The organism is Candidatus Chromulinivorax destructor, assembly GCF_003366055.1.
GTDB classification, from domain to species: Bacteria; Babelota; Babeliae; order Babelales; family Chromulinivoraceae; genus Chromulinivorax; species Chromulinivorax destructor.
Window position 1 is genome coordinate 883,435 of the sequence record NZ_CP025544.1, and the last position, 18,370, is coordinate 901,804.

Below are 18,370 nucleotides of genomic sequence, written 5' to 3' on the forward strand. Positions count from 1 at the left end.
ACCCTAATTTTTTAACAAGACGCTGTTTTCCTTTTGCCAGTACACGTTGACTATTTCATCATAGTCGATAGTCTCTTTTGGAAAATGTTCTTCATTTTGCTCAAAGACTTGCATAACGCTTCCATTAGGCAGTGCTATGTTGTACTGAGTTGATCTTCCATGATAAATAATTGCGCTGACGGTTCCTGTTACATGGTTAGAAAAACCAACTAATAAACGCTTACTAATTTCAACTTTTTCAGGTCGAATGCTTAAATAAACTCTTTTTTGCTGCAAAAGATCTTGCCAGTTTCCAACCATTGGGACCAATACACGATTAAATTCATCGATATACAAATACAATTCTTCTCGTTCTAGCACAAGATGTCCATGAAGAATATTTGTCGACCCAACAAAGCGTGCAACCATGGTTGATTGAGGGAATTCATAAATTTCTTTTGGTGTTCCAACTTGTTCTATTTGGCCATTTTTGCCCATAATAGCCATTTGATCAGCAACCGTTAAAGCTTCTGTTTGATCATGGGTAACATAAATAAATGTCATACCAAGTTCTTCTTGAAGCTCAATAAGCTCTACTAAAACTCTTTCACGTAAACGTAAATCTAATGCTGCTAAAGGCTCGTCAAGTAGCAATACATCAGGTTCGTTAATAACAGCGCGGGCAATTGCAACTCGTTGCTGTTGTCCACCAGATATTTGACGAACTGATTTATGTTTTAACTGTTCAAGCCCAAACAATTTTAACATTTTAGCAACTTTACGTTCGATTTCAGCTGCTGGAATTTGTTTAACTCTCAATCCATACGCAATGTTATCAAACACATCAAAGTGAGGGAATAAAGCATAATTTTGAAATACAGTGTTTACTTGTCGTTGATTAATAGGTAAATGAGAAATATTTGTATTACCTAAAAAAACTTGCCCTTGATCAGGTTCTTCAAAACCTGCAATCATGCGCAAAACAGTTGTTTTACCACAACCACTTGGTCCAAGTAATGCAAAAAATTTACCACTAGGTATCTCAAGATTAAAGTTATTTAAAATTAAGTCAGACCCAAATGATTTTGTTACATTTTGTAGCTTTATGCTTTTCATAATCTCACTCCACTGTGTTATATATTGCAAACCTTTTTCTTTTCTGAGAATTTTGCAAAAAATATTGGTGCTATGACATCAGCTAAAGTGCATGGCAAAACAACAGCAATAATCATTAACAAAAAGAATAGTCCAAAGTGTGAGTAAAAATCTGACAATCCATGACCAACTGCATAAAAAATAGAAGCCATTGCGCTAATAAAAGTATGCAAAAAGTGTAAAAGTAATGAATTTTCTTTTGTTCTAAATTCTGGTAATTGAGACATCACCCAACCATTAAATAATCCAACAAAAAGAAATGGTAAAATATTTGGTAGCTCTGAAGCAAAACAAATATGAAGATCCATTTCGATACCTAACATAAGACCTGCAGCATAAGGAAGCAAGACATCAGACAATGTACAAAAAATCATTGATGAAACTGTTCCAACCATTAAACCAATCCATACTCTTTGTGAATATCTGCGGAAGGTTACAATTGTACCGCTTGTTGCAAATAGAATATGAGCAAAATGGAACGAATGGAAAAGAACATCTAATCCTGCTGTCTGAGTTGTTACTTCATGATGTCCACCGCAACATGTTGATGCTACCGTAGCAATAGCTTCTGGATTTGAATAAAAAAGAACATGAATCATGGTTAAAAGCATTAATGCTAAAGCAACAGACATTGTTGCATAAGGAAAATGATGCAAAAGTTCATGATAAAAAGATTGCCACATTGTTCTTTTTTCATGATTATGAGTTTCTACGCACATAGTAGCCTCCATAAAATTATTAATATTTCTTGATTTTTATACTTATAAGTATAGCAAAAAAATTCAATTTTAATAATAAATTAAAAATGGTTAATATTGCTATATATGTATATTATTTTTATTTATATACTAATAAAAAATCTAGGCATTATTCTAACTTTTTAGAATCTCATAGTAAGGAAATTGTTATGGCTCATAATAAAAATTATATACCTGGAAGTTTTTTACAATTTTCTCCAAGTATTGTTTTTGTCTTTACTTTTATGCTGTTATATCTATTTTTTGCATCCTATTATACATCAATTTTACCCATTATTCTTATGAGTTTGCCTCTTTGCACTGTTTTAATAACAACGGCATACGCTTTTTTTACTTTCAAAAAAACAACTTCAGTATATGAAAAAATAAGAATTTTTTTAGTGGATCAATTAATCAGTCAACATCATATTTTTATGCTAGTTTTATTGGCTCAGCAATATTTTGCCATGCTCTTGCCATAACTGGTGGAATTGTTACGGCAATTAATCTTGGCGTTCTTGTATTACCAGCTCAATGGATACTACCAGTCATGTTTTTAATTGCAATTGGGTTATCTATGGTGATTAAGTCGTGGACTGTATCTGTTGTTGTATTTATGCCAATCTCTTACGGCATTGCTCAGTGCTTACAGATCGATGTAGCTTTAATGGCATCAACTATGCTGAGTGGAATTATCTGTGGATATCAGCTATCAATGTTTTCAGGGGTTATGAATCAGTATGAAAAAATAAAAGAAATTTTGTGGCTTATTGTTCCTGCAGTTGGTGGAACATGTATTGTATTATGCATGTATCGTTATCAATTATTTGACCATTCATTTTATCAAGCATTAAGATCATCTTTATTTGTGCAAGATTACATAACTATCGTACCGCTTTTATTCTTTATAGTTGCAGCAACATTACACGCAGATCTTATTATGAACATATTTGTTTGTTCTTGTTCATCGTTGGCCATAGGCATTTTTCAAAATAAAATATCATATGCAGATGCTGTTATATCACTGTTTGAAGGGTACTATTCTCAGCCAGAGATGATTAAATTAATGATTTTATGCATTTTATTATCAGGTCTTACTAACATTGTTAATTATAATCATGGATTTCATTATCTTGTTGATCTTGTTAAACAGAAAAATAAAAATGGATATGTACGACAATTTTTTATGATTTTTATTTTAATAATTATTAGTACAACTATTGGTTTAGATACGGTATCAATTAACGTTTTAATGCCGATGATGAAAAAAATAAGTGACCGATATGCTGTATCATACCAACGAGCGTTGGCACTCTTATATGTAATCAGTACGACCGTTTGTTGCTTTTTGCCATACGCATCTTGCATGTTGCTAGCTAGTTATCTTGGAAGAGCTTCTATCATGAGCATGATTCAGTATATGTTGTATCCTGCATTCATAATTGCATGGTCTTTTATTTCAGTATGTATCGGTAGCTATCAAAAAACATCTAAAAAATATTTTTATCGATCAATAAATTAAATAATTTGTTATATACCGTTATCAAATGTTTACCTATTCTCAATTAATTTTTTTATAAAAATAAGTGTTGAAATTACGATGATTACATTTGTTAGAATACTAAAAAAGAATTGAAGTAGTATTTTATACGATAAAGGGTTTGTTATGTCGATGCACCACTATACCCAGAAAGAAATATCACAGATAAAGCGCAACTGGCTGCAAGCTTTGTATATATTTTTTGGATGGGATTGTATCAGTATATTGTTTAATATTACAACAGAGATAGTTAATGAATATTCTTTCATTCGGGCTTTGTGCATTGCAGTCATCGCATATAGTTTGTTGTTTTTTTTCTATTGGTTAAGTTACTATTATGGATATAAAAAACCATGGAATAGTTTTTTACTTGTTAGTGCATTGTTTGGATTTTTATTTTCGGTGTGTGGTATAATCTTAAAACTCTCTCAAATTGGCATGATAATTATCGAAGGATCATCTTTCGATGGAATATTGCTTATTAATGTATTGAGTTCATTATCTCTTTTTGCAGTGCGAATTTATTATTATTATATGAGCTATAAGCTTTATTGTGTTTATGATTTATTTAAAATGTCGAAAATAGATATATTTACAATAATTAAGTAAAAAAAGGTGAGCGTAATGCTCACCTTTTTTTATATCTTGAACAAATGTTCAATTACTCAATGATTTTGTTATCACGGATTAATTCAGCATTTTTGTTACCAACATAGATCGCAGCGATTAACCAAATAGCAATAAAGCCAAGGCCAATCATTATTCCAAGTGCCATTAAATTAGCAACTTTAAACGCTTGTTTAGCACCAACGTTTAATGAATTGTTAATTGCAGAACCAGCAGCTTTACTTCCACGTGATCCAACAGTATCAGTAATACCTTTTATTTTGAATTTAGCGTCGTTGCTTGTTGGAATGTGCATCATTATTTATTAGCAAGTATCAAAAAACATCTGAAAAATATTTTTATCGATCACTCAGTTAAACAATCTTTGATACCTGAAATGGGCAATTCTTTTTTCGATATTTTTTGTAAAAATAAGTATTGAAATTACGATGATTAGATGTGTTAGAATGGTAAAAAAAGAATTTTAAAATTATCGTATATGTTTTAGGAGTTTTTATGTCAATGCATCATTATACTGACAAAGAAATATCTCAGGCAAAGCGCAACTGGTTGCAAGCTTTATATATACTTTTTGGATTCGCTTGTGTGGGTATATTATCAGAGACATTTAATAATTATTCTGGTCTACTGACTTTGAGGACTGAAGCAATAGCCTATATTGGATTGTTTTTATCATATGGATTAACTTATTATTATGGATATAAAAAACCATGGAAAAGTTTTTTATTGGTTAATACAGTATTAGGATTTGTAGTCTTGCTGTGTAATATTGGTATAAAAATTTATAATATAAGCAGCATGTTTATGCAAGGATCACGACTTACTACATTGATTTTGATTACATTGAGTTCATTATTCTTTTTTGTAGTAAAAATTTATTACTACTATATGAGTTATAAACTTTATTCTGTCTATGACGCTGTAGACTCTCAAAAATAAAATAATCTGTACAAAAAAGGCTCGAAATTTTCTCGAGCCTTTTTTATTTTTATAGCGGTTATTTTTTATAAAAAATATTAAAAATAACAATTACTCAACATCAAGATTATCTTAAGTAATTTTTGTTATATAAATTAAATTTAATTCACTATCGTTATAATCAAACGGCTGAATACATGCTTTATTGTCAGGCGGCAGTACAAATGCTTTTTCTTTTTCTTGAAGAATAATGGTTCCGGCTTTGCGTCTATCAATTTCATGAAATTCTATGAATGATGCTGCAAGTTCTTTATACATATCATCATAACCTTGAGTGATATTGGTAGGAATTTTATTGATAATTCTTATACTTCCGAGAGAACATTCAGCAATTGTAGCAGGTTGCAAAGATGCAAAAGATAGTTGATTGATAAGGGCGAATAAACAAAATAATAGTATTTTTTTCATGAGACTTTTTTTTAAGAATGTTGTTTATAATTTTTAAAATAAAAGAAGGTGAGCATCAAGCTCACCTTCTTTTATATATCTTGAACAAATGTTCAATTACTCAATGATTTTGTTATCACGGATTAATTCAGCATTTTTGTTACCAACATAGATCGCAGCGATTAACCAAATAGCAATAAAGCCAAGGCCAATCATTGTTCCAAATGCCATTAAGTTAGCAACTTTTAATGCTTGTGTAGCACCAACGTTTAATGAATTGTTGATTGCAGAACCAGCAGCTTTACTTCCACGTGATCCAACAGTATCAGTAATACCTTTTACTTTGAATTTAGCGTCGTTGCTTGTTGGAATGTACATCATTTCTTTTGTTGGGTTGTTAACTGCGTATGAAATTGCAGTTACTAACATCATAACGCCAAAAGTAGCCCATAGTAAGCTTTCTGGAGATGGATTTGTTAGCGAGTAAATGTACAATGAAATTAATGAAATACCAAACATAACTGGGTATAACATAATACAGAATTTTAATCCGTATTTTTTCATGATGTAGCTTGTACCAAGTAAAGCCATTGCAAATGCTAATAGATTTGTCATGAAACCAAACCAACCTAAGAACACGTCAAAGTTAAGACCTGGAATAACTGAAGCTTGTGATTTCATTTGGAAATCAACGATAGTTTTAACAATTTCATAGAATGTTGAAACTATGAATACAGCTAAAAGATAAGGTTTTGTTAATAAAAGACGAACACCAGCCATAATATCAGGCTTTTGTTTCTTTTCAATTTTATCGCTTACTAATTGAGAAGCTGGAATTTTAGTTACGATTTGGTTAATCATTACCATTACTAAAATAGTAGTTACTGTACAAAGAGCATAAATAGCCCAGCTTGGAATACCAAACACAAGTAAAGAAGAACCACCAATAGTACCGATTTGAGCAACTGCAATCATGAAAGGGAATGCTCTTTTAGCTTCATCAGTTCTATTGCAACTTACAGCAAATGACCAGAATAAAGCAATAACTAAAGAACCAAAACTTTCTGTAGCAAAATATACAGCAACACCAAGTGCAGCTAAAGGATATGCTCCAATGTACGCTGGACCAAAGTTTTTAAGAGTAAATAATGCAATAGATGTTAAACCAAACAAAAATGCATAAAATGAACAGAAAACATAGAATAATTTATGCTTTTCCATAACATCAAGTAGACGAGTGTAAAGAACTACAACCGCAGCTACGATGAAAGGAGTAATCATTTTTAGTGTTGGAACAAGATCTTTACCGTATCCATCAGCCCAACCTAAAGATGTAGGGAATGCGATTTTGAAAACTAAAGAATCTTTTAGTAAACGTAGCGCCCAATATGAACCAAGAATGAAGAATAAAGCTACAGCAAAAAGACTGAACTTTAAAACTTCTTCCTTCTTAATATCAGGATAAAAAAAACGAACAATCGAACTTACCATATAAGTACCTTATGTTATGGTTAAAAAATGATTTTATTAATATAATAGACCAAATATTACTGTATAATAAAAAACTATTTTCGTATAGGCTTATTTTTTCTCCATATAATTGTTAGTAATAATGATATCACCAAAAAGAACTGATAATACAGATAGGGTAGCAAAGATATTGTTGATACATGTGCCATTGATGCTGCTAAAAGCAGTTGAGGCGTGTAAGGCAATAATCCTTGTATTGTACATGATCCTATATCAAGGATGCATGCTGTCTCTGCATTATCAATTGCATAATCTTCACCAATCTCTGCTGCTATTGGTCCAGCAATAATAATTGCAATTGTATTAATTGCAATTGTAATATTAATGAATACAACAAGAAGCAGCATTGCAAGTTTTGCATAACCAGGGCTTGATATTTTGTGTCGAAGTTTATTAATAATATAATCAACACCACCATTGTAGGTAATAATGCTTGATAAACCTGATAACAAAAGAACAAGAATAAATACGTTGACCATTCCTTTTGAATTATAAAATCCATCAAAAAGAAGATTAATTGCTGCCAGGATTGTGATATTTTGTAAAATTACTCCTAGACCTAAGGCAAAAATAATTCCTAAAACAAGTACAATCATGATATCAATGCCAGTCAAAGCAAGATAAAAAGTTGCTACATATGGCAAAGTTTTTATGATATCTATCAAAGAAACAGCCGCTCTATAATGTATATCTATAGCTGGCACCATGACATAATTTTTATACGCTAATATAAAAAGAGAAGCAACAAAAGCAGGTAATGCAATTTTACTATTTAAAAGAAGCTTTTTTGTCATCGTTGTATTCGTAACTTTGACTGCTGCAATAGTTGTATCTGATAATATTGATAAATTATCTCCAAACATAGCACCACAAACAATTGTTGCTGCCATAAGAGCAGGGTCTAATGTTAGATGAGTAGCAATGTTAACTGCAATTGGCATAAATGCTGCAATTGCACCCATAGAAGTACCAACAGTAAATGAAAATAGTGATGATACTATAAACATTCCTGGCAAAATGCACCACGTTGGAATAATTGATAAACAAATGCTGACTGCTGAATCTATACCACCAGTAGCTTGAAGAATCGTTGTAAACACCGTGCTTAATAAAAATATATAACACATGTGAATAACGATTGAATTACTTGAACCGTGTACAAAAATTTCTACTTTTTTATTCCATGATTCTTTTTTTCTAAAAGTGAAAAATGAAGATATCAAGGCTATAAAAGCAGCGCAGATAGCAAAGTTATCTCTGATAATTCCATCGGCACTATACACTATGTTTAAAAGTGCAAAGATTGCTAAAAAAACAATAAATGGAAGTAATGAACTAAATTTTGGTTTCATATTTTCTCTTATTGATTTGTTTCAGGGTCAAGATGTAATTTATAATCACATGTTTTTTCTGAGCAACTAATATTAGTTCCAGCTTTCGTTACTTTTTTCAACAGATACGGTGCTTTGCATGTTGGGCATGGTTTATTTTCGATATCAGCAAAAATTGCAAATTTACAGGTTGGATATGAAGAACAACCCCAGAACTTTCCACCACGCCATTTACGTTCAATAACATTACCTGCGCATTGAGGGCAAGGGAAAGGTGCAATATTTTGTTTAATATACTTACATGTTGGGTAACCAGAGCACGCAGTAAATTCTCCAAAGCGACCTTTCATGAGTCGTAAGTGACTGTTGCATGAAGGACAAGTTTCTTCAAGTAATTGGGGTCCTTGAGCTTCTACTAAAGAAAGTGTGCCATCTTCAGAACGAGCAAAATTGCTGGTGAACTTACATTCAGGATAACCTGGACATCCAATAAATTCGCCTGTTTTACCAATACGAATAACTAATTTGTGAGCATTGCATTGAGGGCACGTAATATCAGTCGGTACAACATTTTTACGAGTTGTATCTTCTTGAAACTTTGTTAAATCTTGCGAAAATGATGTGTAAAATTCACGCAATAAAACGTCACGATCCATGTCACCATGAGCAACTTTATCCAGATCTTCTTCCATAATAGCAGTGAATCGAGTATCCATAATTTTAGGAAGATTTTCAGATAACATTTCTGTTACTCTGCTACCAAGCTCTGTTGGTGTAAATCTTTTTTTATCAATAGTTACGTAGGTACGAGCTTGAATAGTCGTTAAAATTGTTGCATAGGTACTTGGCCGACCAATTCCTAATTTCTCAAGTTCTTTAACCAGTGTTGCTTCAGAGTAGCGTGGAGGTGGTTGTGTGAAATGTTGTTTAGGGTCAATTTTTGTCAAATCTAAGCTATCTTTTTCATTGATGCTTTGTGGAATTTTGACATTTTTTTCAGACTCTTCTTCATCATCAGTTTGATACGCTTTTAAAAACCCATCAAATAATAAAGTTGAACCCGTCACTTTAAAGGTGTACTTACCACCAGTAATCACAACTTGGCGTTGGGCGTAGAGAGCAGGTTTCATTTGGCATGCAATGAATCGAGTCCAAATTAAGTTATATAATTTGTAAATATCTGATTCAACGTATGGCTTAATGTCTTCTGGCTTAACATTGACATCAATTGGACGAATTGCTTCGTGGGCATCTTGTGCGGCATTTTTTTGTGAATACATATTTGCTGATGCAGGTAAGTATTCTTTACCGTAGGCTGCAGGAATAAATTCACGAGCTTGATCGATTGCAGTTTGAGACAGTCTTGTTGAATCTGTTCTCATATAGGTAATTAACGCAACAGGGTTTTTTGCATCACCAAGTGCGACACCCTCATACATATTTTGCGCAAGTGACATAATTTTTTTAACAGCAAAGTTTAATTTATTAGCACCAGCTTGTTGTAAAGAACTGGTAATAAAAGGAGCAACTGGATTTTTAGTTCTCTTTTTATCGTTAATGCTATCAATTGCAAACTGTTCTTGTTTAAGAGCTTGAATAACTTTATCAACTTTTTCTTGCGATTCAAGTTCGATGGCTTTTTTATTAATATGTGTTAATAAAGCGGTCATGGTGTCATGAGTAGGAGTTTTAAATGTTCCTTCAATTGACCAATATTCTTCAACCTTAAAGCTTCTAATTTCTGTCTCTCGTAAACAAATAATTTTAAGAGCTACCGATTGTACGCGCCCAGCAGAAAGTCCTTTGGTAATTTTTCTCCATAAAATAGGAGAGACTTCATAACCTACCCATCTATCTAAGATACGACGAGCTTGTTGTGCAGCAACTTTCTTAAGATCAACTTTTGATGGATTATTAATAGCTGCAGTAATAGCGGGTTTAGTAATCTCGTTAAAGCTGATTCTATGAATATGTTCAGGTTTAATTACTTTTAAAATTTCTTGTTCTACGTGCCACGCAATAATTTCACCTTCACGATCAGGATCTGGTGCCAGATACACTTCGCTTGAATTTTTTGCTTCTTTAACAAGGTCTTTAATAACTTTGTCTTTTTTATCAATTGCAACATATTCAAGTTTAATGGTATCGCCCATGGTAATACCAAGATTTTTTTTAGGTAAATCTTTAATATGCCCGACTGTCGACATGATAGTAAAATCATTGCCAAGAAATTTTGCAATGGTTTTTATTTTTGCAGGTGACTCAACTATGAGTAATTTTTTTTTCATTTTTTGTTGTTTTTAAGCACCTAAATAGTTGTTTTCAATATTGTAATCATAGTTTATTTTTTTAAGATACATGGTTTTTAGAAAAAAAGTCAAATCAATAGATCTTTCAATTTATAATATTTCATGATAGATTACTCGATATTAACTAACTATCAGTAAGCAAAATATTAAAAAAGGAGCAGCCCCTTGCATCTACTTTTTAGATTTGCGTATGCACATTGGTTATACATCGCAATTCCTCTTTTTATTCTCATTATACTTATCAAAAGATACTATACGCGTCAGACGCTGTATCAATATCCTCTTGTAAATTTCATTATACATCACGCTCAAAAGGTATCATTATTACCTGTTAAAATTCTATATATGGTAAGATTTTTAATTTTATCGCTCATGATATTATTATTAGCAAAACCTCAACTCGTAGATCAAAAATCAAAGGTCACTGTTGAAGGAATTGATATTATGATGGTGCTGGACGTTTCAGGTAGTATGAATTTTTTTGATGATATTAAGGATAATAGATCTCGTCTTGATATTGCAAAACAAGAAGCGATTAATTTTATAAAAAAACGTCATAATGATGCCATTGGTATTGTTATTTTTGGTCAATATGCAATGACTGCATGTCCGTTAACTCTTGATAAAAAGATACTTGAATCAAGTATATCATCTCTTTTTATTTCTCAACATGATTCCATTCATAGTGGTACGGTGATTTCGCAAGCAGTAATTACTGCAAGTCGACGTTTACAAAAATCAGAATCAAAAAGTAAAATTATCATTTTATTAACTGATGGTGATCCTTCTGAATACGATTTCCCTATTGAAGATAGTATTGAAATAGCAAAATTACTTGGTGTTAAAGTGTATACGATAGGAATAGGAAGTCGCGGTGTTGCCTATCTAAAAGGGCCATTTGGAATGACTTCTGTGCCTAATCAATTTAATATAGAGCTGTTAGAAAAAATTGCTGAAGAAACAGGCGGTAAATGTTTTAGTGCAAAAAAATCACAAGATATTGCAAAAATTTATAATGAAATTGACGCTCTAGAAAAAAGTAAATTTCAAAGTGATATCTATACAAAGTATTATGACTATTTCATTCCAATTGTTTTTGGATTGTTATGTTTGATACTAGCAGAGTTACTAATATCAACATGTATATGGGCTATATTATGACGACAACAATATGGGGAATTAATTTTGCAGCAATTGAAAATATTTTTTATTTTTATTATCTGATACCTTTATTTTTTTTGTTGCTTTATCAGTTACATTCTTATCGCAAAAGATCAAATTTGTTAGTGCATCCTCTGTATAGATCAAATCTTTTACGTAACTATTCGTATCAGATGAAATTATGTAAGATGATACTCCTATGTATAGGAATGGTTGCTATTTTTATAACATTACTTCGTCCCCAATGGGATAAAAAAGAAGAAAAAATTTCTCAACAAGGTCGCGACCTTTTAATAGCTATCGACATTTCTCGTAGTATGCTTGCGCAAGACCTTAAGCCAAACCGCCTTGAATTTGCAAAAGAGAAAATAAAAAAACTCTTATTTAATCTTTCTTGCGAGCGAGTTGGTCTTATCATTTTTTCAAGCTCTACATTTATGCAATGCCCACTTACAACAGATTATGGAGCATTTCTTATGTTTCTTGATAAGTTGGATGCTGATACAATTTCAAGTGGCACAACAGCTATAGATCAAGCAATTAAAGAAGGATTACGTGTTTTTGAATCAAATCCAACACAAAAAACAAAATTACTTGTTGTTTTTACTGATGGGGAAGATTTTTCTACAGATCTTCAAGGTGTTAAAAATCAAGCTGCTCAAAATAGATTATCAATATGTACTGTTGGTATTGGAACACCTCATGGAGCACCCGTACCGATTATAGATAATCATGGAAAGCAAACTGGTTGGGAAAAAGATGAGCAAAATAATGTTGTTATGTCTCGCTTGAATGAAGATCTCTTAATGAATATTGCTCATCAAACAGGTGGAAAATATGTCAGAGGTGTTCAGTCTGATGATGATATTATATCTTTAATTCGCATGATTAATAAATTTGAAAAAGATTCATTTGAGGATAAAAGCTTTGATGCATATCAAGAGCAGTATCCCTATTTTATTGCGATAAGTTTCCTATGTTTTGCCTTGGAATGGATTTTATGAAAAAAATATATGTAGCGTTATTGTGCTTTTCTATTTCTTTTTCTTTAGATGCCGGTATTGATACATGGCAAAAAAATCGTAAAGCTGTTGAATTGTATAGAGCTCAGAAATATGAACAAGCGCTTGAACTTTATAATGAGTTGATTGTCAATGATCCTTATAATGCAGTGTATAACTACAATATTGCAGAAATTTTATACAGACAAAATCAGTATGAACAGGCAGCTCAATCGTACAAGCGAGTGCCAATGTACGCATTGAAAAAAAAACAGCTTGCAGAGTATGCATGGTACGGAGCTGGAAATAGTTTTTATCAGCTCAAGCAATGGCAAAATGCTATTGAAATGTATGAACAAGCGTTAAAAATAGATCCTGAAAATGAACAAACTCGCCATAATCTTTGGCTTGCTCAGCAAGAATTAGCAAAAGAGCAATATGAAGACCAGCAAGATGATTCAAATAGCTCTGGAGATGAGTCGAATGGTACTAAAGATCAATCAAAGCAAGATCAAAATAGTAAAAATTCTAAAAAAGAAAATTCTAGCGATAAGGCTAAATGGAAAGATGATCATGAATTAAATAAAGGATCTTCTCCAAGTGAAGAATCATCTAGTTCTGAAAAGCAATCATCAGGAGATGATGAAGATAGTGATAATGATTCGTCTGAAGCATTTGAAAAAGGCAAATCATCACAAGAAAAAAATAGTGATGCAGGTGATGAAAAACAGAATGAATCTTCTGAGAGCCAAGGCCAACAAGATGATGTAGATTCACAGGGTGAAAAGTCATCTGATGAAAAAAAATCTCATCAAGAAAAAAATGGTAAACGAGAAGAACGAGATCAACTTGATGAAGAAAATGCATCTGCTGAGAAAACAGATAATGGAACAAGCCAAAAGGGCCAAGACAAAGATGTATTGCAGGATGCTCAAGAAAAAAATTTGGATGAAAAATTACAAGAACATCAACAAAAACTTGATGATGTAGCTGCTCATGTTGAAGAAAATATTACACCATCGCAAAATGAGCAAGCAGGGCTAGAAGAAAATAGCAATAATTTAGAGCATGAGCAGAGCAAAGAAAATGCATCATCTCAATCAGAAGATTTGCAAGATTCTACACAGAATAGTGAATTAAAAAAGCCAGCAAGTACGGGTTCTCAAAAACAATCATTAAAAAATGATTTGCAAGAATTGTATGAATCAAAAAGCTCAGAAGATGACAGGTTCAATTCACATTATGCAGAAATTATGCAAGCACTTGAAAATCACGAAGAGCAAATACAACGATACGTTATTAAAAATAAAGTTGCAGAAAAAATGGTGGGGCAGCATGGAAAAAAAGGTTGGTAGCTTTATAGTATTTTTATTATTACTTTGTACATCAATTGTTTATGCATCAAATCAGTCAATTGTTGTATCTGTGTATGATACGCATAATAATTATTTACAGCAAGCAATGGTACAAACTGAATTTGTTATACAAGTTGTTGTACATAATATTTCGATGGGTAATACTATACCAGCTCTAAAAGGTCTGGATCAATTTCAATACTCTTTTCAAGGCAGGTCTTCAAATTATTCGATGCATAATGGGCAATCGAGTAATAAAACTATCTATAAATTTATAGCAAAAGCTTTACATCATGGTGTGTATACACTTGGTCCTATTACTTATACTGATTCATCAGGAAATATTTTTACATCAAATTTAGTAGAAATTGTTGTTGGTGATCAGCAGATTAAAAAACAGCAGCATGGAAGTAAAGATAGATTTCAGTGTTCAGTACAATCTGATGCATACGAAGTATTTGTGGGTGAAAAAATTCGCTTGCAAATTGATTTTTTAGATTACGTTGGAATCAATCAATTCACTCCAAGCTTACCTACATTTCAAGATATCATAGTAACAGATGTGACTCAAACAAAAAAACAAGAACGATCTTTTGATAAGGACAATCAAGAACATCTTCATACGCAATGGGTGCTTGATTGTTATCCAAAACAAGTTGGCTTTTCTGTTATACAAGGTATCAAAATTAGATTAATAGAGCCTAATGAACGAAATGATTTTTTTGGATTTATGAGTTCTATGATGAGTGCTGAAAAAGAATTAGTAGCTGAACCTATCGGTATAAAAGTTTTGCCATTACCGCATTGCCAAGATCTTGAAAATATACAAGCTGTTGGAGAATTTTCAAAAATAACTTTATCAACAAATATTGATACTGCTGAGCAAGGGCAAGGATTTACCTTGCGAGTTGATATTTTTGGCAACGGTAATTTAGAAATGATAGACTCATTTTCTCTTGTATTACCGCAAGAATTTAGTAGTTATACTACGCACGCAGGCAAAATAGATAGAGATCGTACATCAAAGAGATTTGAATATATTATTCAAGCTCAAGAATCTGGCACATACGAAATTCCAGCTCAAAATTTTACCTATTTCGATCTTAATTCTGGTGATTATGTAACATTGCAGAGCAACCCTAAGACAATGACTATTACAAAAGGCACACATACCTATAGTGATCAATATAAATTGTATGAAGAAAATGAATTAGATACAGAAAGTGAAAATCAAATAACCGTTTCTGCGTATACTATTTTAGATACTTATGATGAAAGAAATTATTGGAAAGGTATTTCGCTTTCGTTATATGCCTTGGCGATACGAGTTATTTTTTTACTATTTTTATTCATGATAGGGTATCGATATTTTTTGAAAAAATATGTTTTATCTCATGACAAGCTTCAACATTTTTTACTATTTTTAAAAGCTCATAGAGCATTAAAAATTGCTGAAAAAAAAGAAAATATTGCGACTTTATACAATGTATTTATAACGATTTTTGTCGGTCTTAACGTTGGCAGACGTGGAGAGATTAATGAAAATCTTATTGAAGGGTATCTACAAAAAAAATGTTTTTCTGTAGATCAAATAAAAAAATGGAATATTTTTTATCATAAATTATTACAAGCATCATTTTCTCAGGGTGATAAAAAAATGAGTTTATTACTTGTGCAAGAAGCGTTTGTTTGGCTTTCTTTATTAAAAAATAGATCATGAATATGTTCAAGCAAAAGATATGTTTATTGAACGTTATTGTATATTTTTTTCTTGTAACATCAAACGACTCTATGTATGCAACAAATTTTGATATGCATGTATTGAATGTTTCTTTAAAAGATATGAATTATTGTACTATTGACCAGATAAAACGACAAACACCATGTATATTGCAAATAGATTTTATATCTGATAAAGGGGGCGAAAAAGAGTTTGATCTTAAACCTATTACTGGGTTAGATAATTTTAAGCATTCTCATTATGAAAAAACAGTTATTATATTCATGGATAATGGAAAATTATGTTATAAACATATCTATAAATATATTTTAGAAGGTCATAGAAAAGGAGTTTATTCAGTCGGACCCTTTATTGTAAAAAATTCATTGGGAAATATTTTAAAATCATCTCGAATAAGCGTTGTCATTGGAGATGAAACTCTTGTTTGTGCCGATCAGGTTTGTGCCGTAAAATATTTTACGCAAGCTGAACTTGCAGCAAAGAGCGTATATTTGTATGAAAAAAACATTTTGAATATACATTTTTTTGATCGCATTGGGGTTGCTGGCACAGAAATTGTTTTTCCAGATTTTAAAAATATAAAAATCGTAGACGTCCAAAAAACTAATATTGCTGCCATTGAATCTATTGATGGGTACGATTATGTTAAAACAACATGGACTGTTGAATTTTATCCTATTGATCAAGGTATTATCCCTATCGATGAAGTTAAAATTAAATTTTTAGATCAACAATTAGAGAATAAAAGTCATGCTCGTGGAGCATCCAGACGATTTGGTTTTATGATGAAAGTAGAACGATCGGTACCTGCTCCTTTCGTACATCTAGCAGTTAAACCATTGCCTTTATCTCATTATCAATTGCAAGGCATGTCAGCTGTCGGTCAATTTTCTCAATTAATGATTACTACTGATACATCAACAATATTGCAAGGACAAGGTATTGCACTGACCTTAAAGTTATGTGGTTCAGGTAATTTAGAAATGATCGATTTTAATAGATTAATATTACCAAAAAGTTTTCAATATTATCATGCTGATACCAAAGAATCCACGTATAATAAAAATTGTAAGCAGTTTGAATTTATAGTTCAGGCAAATGAGCATGGTATGTATCAAATACCTTGCCAAGAATTTTTTTATTTTGATCCAGCTGATGCTACGTATAAAATATTAAAAAGTAATGTAATTGATATTATGGTTACATCTCATTATCTAGATAAAGATAAAGAATATGAAAAAAAAACTATGCAAGATGACGGTTGTATTGCATTTGATTGTACAAATATTAACGATTACATCTTTTTAGATGAAACACCTGGTCAATCTTCTATCATGAGCATTTCTTTAGTATGGTATGAGCGTTATTTGCATCTATTGCTATTGTTATGCATGATGACTGGGTTGTATGGATATGTTTTTAAGCAGTATCTGTTTACACATGATACATGGAAACGATATTTTTTATTTTTAGTTGCGTATAAAAATTGTAGACGCGCTCAGTTGAAAAATAATGCAGGTGGATTGTATGCTATATTTTTAAATCTATTTATTGCGTTAGATTATGCTCACATGAGTATTATGAATGAAGAAAGAATAGAAAAATATTTAGAAAAACATCATTTTTCTGAGCAAGAAATTATACGTTGGAAAATTTTTTATAGTAAGCTATTGCAGGTATCATTTGCTCAATCTACTACCTTAGATTCTAAGATTTTATTTCAAGAATCTTTTATGTGGTTACAACAATTGAAAGAAAAAATATGATAGTAAAAAAAATATTGGTAATGTTTTTTATGTTTTATGGAATGCAAATTCAATGTGTTCAAGATGATGTAAATCTTTTTTTACGTGCAAAAGAATTATTTAGCCAAGAACATTATCAAGATGCTTTTAATGTTTTTCAACGAATTGAAAATAAAAGTTTTGCTGTTTTTTATAACATGGGACTTTGTTGTTTACGACAAAATAAAAAAGCAGAAGCTTTACTTGCTTTTAAACGAGCTGAAAAAAAAGCTTTATCATATCAAGAACATACTCTTGTTCAATCTGTTACAGATTTTGCTTACGGCAAAGAAAGCGAAGATATAAGCTGGTATGACCAGATAGCAGTTTTTTGTAAAAAGAGTATACTTTCGACTCCCATATTACTATTTCAGCTCTTGATTCTTTTTGGATTAATATTTTTAATGGTTTCTTGGTATAAAAGGTGGTATGAAAAATATAAGGTGAGTTCATGTATCGCATTGGCATCTTGGTTTCTTCTGTACTTTATGTATTGTTATAAAGTTGATGAAATAACCAAACAGTATGCTGTGGTAATAAAAGAAACAACACCCATATATTCTGGCCCAGATAGTTCATTTCATAAACAATTTGATCTTGAGCAATCTCAATTAGTAGATATTATGGCTGAATTAAATGGGTTTTTAAAAATTAAAGTAGATAATCATGTTGGTTGGATAGACAGCCAAAGTGTCGAACTTGTATAATGCATAAAATCATTGGAGTTTGCAATTAATATATTTAACCGTAATTTT

At 31.5% G+C, this 18,370-nt stretch carries 17 protein-coding genes; 10 read left to right on the top strand and 7 right to left on the bottom strand.

Annotated features, from left to right (window positions below):
* Positions 1–3: 3 nt before the first annotated feature.
* Positions 4–1,095 (bottom strand): ABC transporter ATP-binding protein, encoded by a 1,092-nt coding sequence (locus tag C0J27_RS04340; RefSeq protein ID WP_162801797.1) that lies wholly within the window; start codon positions 1,093–1,095, stop codon positions 4–6.
* A gap of 17 nt (positions 1,096–1,112) precedes the next feature.
* On the bottom strand, positions 1,113–1,853 hold the full coding sequence (locus C0J27_RS04345; protein ID WP_115585952.1) for a hypothetical protein: 741 nt from the start codon (positions 1,851–1,853) through the stop codon (positions 1,113–1,115).
* A 188-nt stretch (positions 1,854–2,041) separates the two neighbouring features.
* Between C0J27_RS04345 and C0J27_RS04350 the strand changes: the two genes are divergently transcribed.
* The 3 genes from C0J27_RS04350 (at position 2,042) to C0J27_RS04360 (ending at position 4,020) form a co-directional block, all read left to right on the top strand.
* Complete coding sequence (locus C0J27_RS04350; RefSeq protein WP_115585953.1) at positions 2,042–2,353, top strand: hypothetical protein; 312 nt, start codon at positions 2,042–2,044, stop codon at positions 2,351–2,353.
* 95 nt (positions 2,354–2,448) lie between these two features.
* Positions 2,449–3,393 (top strand): hypothetical protein, encoded by a 945-nt coding sequence (locus C0J27_RS04355; RefSeq protein ID WP_162801798.1) that lies wholly within the window; start codon positions 2,449–2,451, stop codon positions 3,391–3,393.
* A gap of 144 nt (positions 3,394–3,537) precedes the next feature.
* The gene (locus C0J27_RS04360; RefSeq protein ID WP_115585955.1) at positions 3,538–4,020 is read left to right on the top strand and encodes a hypothetical protein; all 483 of its coding nucleotides are present in this window, start codon (positions 3,538–3,540) and stop codon (positions 4,018–4,020) included.
* Between the two features lie 52 nt (positions 4,021–4,072).
* Here the strand turns inward: C0J27_RS04360 and C0J27_RS04365 are convergent, their stop codons facing one another.
* Complete coding sequence (locus tag C0J27_RS04365; protein ID WP_115585956.1) at positions 4,073–4,336, bottom strand: hypothetical protein; 264 nt, start codon at positions 4,334–4,336, stop codon at positions 4,073–4,075.
* Between the two features lie 197 nt (positions 4,337–4,533).
* Here C0J27_RS04365 and C0J27_RS04370 point away from each other — a divergent pair, with 197 nt between their 5' ends.
* Positions 4,534–4,977: a hypothetical protein gene (locus C0J27_RS04370; RefSeq protein ID WP_115585957.1), complete on the top strand. Its 444-nt coding sequence runs from the start codon at positions 4,534–4,536 to the stop codon at positions 4,975–4,977.
* A gap of 111 nt (positions 4,978–5,088) precedes the next feature.
* Here C0J27_RS04370 and C0J27_RS04375 read toward each other — a convergent pair whose 3' ends face one another.
* The 4 genes from C0J27_RS04375 to topA form a co-directional block, all read right to left on the bottom strand.
* Positions 5,089–5,424 carry a hypothetical protein gene (locus tag C0J27_RS04375; RefSeq protein ID WP_115585958.1) on the bottom strand — a complete coding sequence of 112 codons (336 nt, stop codon included), beginning with the start codon at positions 5,422–5,424 and terminating at the stop codon, positions 5,089–5,091.
* A 96-nt stretch (positions 5,425–5,520) separates the two neighbouring features.
* On the bottom strand, positions 5,521–6,894 hold the full coding sequence (locus C0J27_RS04380; RefSeq protein WP_115585959.1) for an NTP/NDP exchange transporter: 1,374 nt from the start codon (positions 6,892–6,894) through the stop codon (positions 5,521–5,523).
* Positions 6,895–6,968: 74 nt separating this feature from the next.
* Complete coding sequence (locus C0J27_RS04385; protein WP_115585960.1) at positions 6,969–8,285, bottom strand: Na+/H+ antiporter NhaC family protein; 1,317 nt, start codon at positions 8,283–8,285, stop codon at positions 6,969–6,971.
* A gap of 8 nt (positions 8,286–8,293) precedes the next feature.
* On the bottom strand, positions 8,294–10,552 hold the full coding sequence (gene topA, locus C0J27_RS04390; RefSeq protein WP_115585961.1) for a type I DNA topoisomerase: 2,259 nt from the start codon (positions 10,550–10,552) through the stop codon (positions 8,294–8,296).
* A 366-nt stretch (positions 10,553–10,918) separates the two neighbouring features.
* Between topA and C0J27_RS04395 the strand changes: the two genes are divergently transcribed.
* The 6 genes from C0J27_RS04395 to C0J27_RS04420 are packed head-to-tail and all read left to right on the top strand — an operon-like array spanning position 10,919 to position 18,322.
* Positions 10,919–11,734, top strand: a complete 816-nt coding sequence (locus C0J27_RS04395; protein ID WP_115585962.1) for a vWA domain-containing protein — start codon at positions 10,919–10,921, stop codon at positions 11,732–11,734.
* The gene (locus C0J27_RS04400; RefSeq protein WP_162801799.1) at positions 11,731–12,738 is read left to right on the top strand and encodes a VWA domain-containing protein; all 1,008 of its coding nucleotides are present in this window, start codon (positions 11,731–11,733) and stop codon (positions 12,736–12,738) included. Before C0J27_RS04395 ends, C0J27_RS04400 begins: the two co-directional genes overlap by 4 nt.
* Complete coding sequence (locus C0J27_RS04405) at positions 12,735–14,090, top strand: tetratricopeptide repeat protein (protein WP_162801800.1); 1,356 nt, start codon at positions 12,735–12,737, stop codon at positions 14,088–14,090. The genes C0J27_RS04400 and C0J27_RS04405 overlap by 4 nt, the downstream gene beginning before the upstream one ends.
* Positions 14,071–15,810 (top strand): BatD family protein, encoded by a 1,740-nt coding sequence (locus C0J27_RS04410; RefSeq protein ID WP_162801801.1) that lies wholly within the window; start codon positions 14,071–14,073, stop codon positions 15,808–15,810. Before C0J27_RS04405 ends, C0J27_RS04410 begins: the two co-directional genes overlap by 20 nt.
* Positions 15,807–17,597: a BatD family protein gene (locus tag C0J27_RS04415; protein ID WP_115585966.1), complete on the top strand. Its 1,791-nt coding sequence runs from the start codon at positions 15,807–15,809 to the stop codon at positions 17,595–17,597. The genes C0J27_RS04410 and C0J27_RS04415 overlap by 4 nt, the downstream gene beginning before the upstream one ends.
* Complete coding sequence (locus tag C0J27_RS04420; RefSeq protein ID WP_162801802.1) at positions 17,594–18,322, top strand: tetratricopeptide repeat protein; 729 nt, start codon at positions 17,594–17,596, stop codon at positions 18,320–18,322. The genes C0J27_RS04415 and C0J27_RS04420 overlap by 4 nt, the downstream gene beginning before the upstream one ends.
* Positions 18,323–18,370 lie beyond the last annotated feature (48 nt).